The 1,607-nt window shown below is 75.1% G+C and carries 3 protein-coding genes; 2 read left to right on the forward strand and 1 reads right to left on the reverse strand.

Going from position 1 to position 1,607, the window contains the following annotated elements:
- Window positions 1-140: 140 nt before the first annotated feature.
- On the reverse strand, window positions 141-854 hold the full coding sequence (locus tag ACFV4N_RS43560; RefSeq protein ID WP_499678568.1) for a TetR/AcrR family transcriptional regulator: 714 nt from the start codon (window positions 852-854) through the stop codon (window positions 141-143).
- Window positions 855-937: 83 nt separating this feature from the next.
- Between ACFV4N_RS43560 and ACFV4N_RS43565 the strand changes: the two genes are divergently transcribed.
- Together ACFV4N_RS43565 and ACFV4N_RS43570 are read left to right on the forward strand one after the other, a co-directional pair.
- Window positions 938-1,351 (forward strand): SgcJ/EcaC family oxidoreductase, encoded by a 414-nt coding sequence (locus ACFV4N_RS43565; RefSeq protein ID WP_499678569.1) that lies wholly within the window; start codon window positions 938-940, stop codon window positions 1,349-1,351.
- The coding region (locus tag ACFV4N_RS43570) for a hypothetical protein (RefSeq protein WP_499678570.1) at window positions 1,348-1,607 on the forward strand (260 nt) is incomplete at its 3' end. The genes ACFV4N_RS43565 and ACFV4N_RS43570, both read left to right, overlap by 4 nt.

Consider the following 1,607-nt stretch of genomic DNA (forward strand, 5'->3'; position numbering starts at 1 on the left):
CCCGGGACCCCTTGGCGGTGTCCCGGGTCGGCACGTCGCCGGGTGCCGCACCCCGACGGCGGCGACCCGGACGGCGGAGACCCGGACGGCGGAGACCCGGACGGCGGCGCTCGACCGGTGCGCCGGTCCGCTGGGCGCGCTCACGGCGGTGGTTGCCGTTCGGACACCGCGGCGAGCCCGCCCAGCAGCATGTCCAACCCGAACTCGAACCGCTCGGCCGCGGTCTCCGCGGTGAACAGCTCGCCGGTCCCGAGCATGTTGGCGAACGTGCCGGACGGCAGGGAGCCCATGTACTCGGCCATGCGCCTGCCCCTGGCCTCCACCTCGGCCGGGTCCAGCGCGCCCGAGACCCACAGGCTGCCCTCGTAGGCGAACGCCTTGGTGTAGAGGGCCAGCGCGTCCGCCGCGTAGGCGGCGTGCCGCAGCGACAGGCCGCCCGCGCGCAGCAGGCTCAGCAGCGCCTCGCCGTGCCGCAGGGCGTTCGGCCCGACCGGCACCAGCACCTGCCAGGCGACCTTGGCGATGCCCGGGTAGCGGTGCATGGCCGCGACCTGCCCGCACAGCAGCTCCTTGACCTGCCCGCGCCAGCGGTCCGGGTCCGGCGCGGGCAGCGGCACCTCCTCCAGCACCTGGTCGAGCATCAGCTCGACCAGCTCGTCCTTGGTGGCGACGTGCGCGTAGAGCGAGGCCGGTCCGGTGTCCAGCGCCTGGGCGACGCGACGCATGCTCACCGCCTCCAGGCCTTCGGCGACCAGGACCTCCAGACCGGTGCGCACGACCAGGTCCTGCGACAGGCGCGGCTTGGCCGCGCGGCGGGCGGGCGGGGTGCGCCAGGGCGGCTCGGCAGGGCTCATCCGAACACCGTACTTGACACGAACGCCGTTCGCGGACGACCATCGTTCGCGGAACGAACACCGTTCGAAACAAGGGGGAACCGATGACGTCCGACCGAGAGGCAGCCGTGCGCGCCGTCCTGGACGCGCTCGTCGAGGCGTGGAACGCGGGCGACGCCACCGCCTACGCCGGCTTGTTCACCGAAGACGCCGACTACATCACCTTCTTCGGCCGGAACACGCCCGGCCGCCGGGCCATCGAGGCGGGGCACCGCGCGCTGTTCGCCGGGCCGCTCAAGGGGTCGAGGCTGACCGGCGGCGGCGAGCCGCCGGCGATCCGGTTCATCCGCCCGGACGTCGCGGTCGCGGTGTCCGGCGGCGGCTCCTCCCTCGACGGCGAACCCGACCCGGAACGCGCCTCCACCGTCACCTGCGTGCTGGTCCACGAGGGGGACGCGTGGCGGATCACCTCGTTCCAGAACACGCGCCGCACCCCGGTGCCGGGCGAGGCGGCGTGAGGGACCCGCTGGTCGAGGTGTCGGCCACCGTGCCGGCGACCGCCGACGCCGTGCCGGCCGGGCTCCTGACCGCGCTCGGCGGCGGCCGGGTCGAGGTGGACCGGTCCCGGCGGGTGGTCACCGTTCAGGGCGGCTGGTGGTACCGGGGCGAGTACCTGGTGGACCCGGTGGGCGGAGGGGCGCGGCTCACCCACCGGGTGCGCAACGTCGCCCGCCGGGGCCGGTGGGCGGTGCCGTTGGCGAACCGCCTGTTCAC

Origin of the sequence: Actinosynnema sp. NPDC059797 (genome assembly GCF_042732085.1) — a bacterium.
Lineage (GTDB): Bacteria > Actinomycetota > Actinomycetes > Mycobacteriales > Pseudonocardiaceae > Actinosynnema.

Bases quoted from the DNA above. Each gene is read 5' to 3' on its own strand.
- ACFV4N_RS43560 (WP_499678568.1), bottom strand. From the start codon at position 854: ATGAGCCCTGCCGAGCCGCCCTGGCGCACCCCGCCCGCCCGCCGCGCG.
- ACFV4N_RS43565 (WP_499678569.1), top strand. From the start codon at position 938: ATGACGTCCGACCGAGAGGCAGCCGTGCGCGCCGTCCTGGACGCGCTC.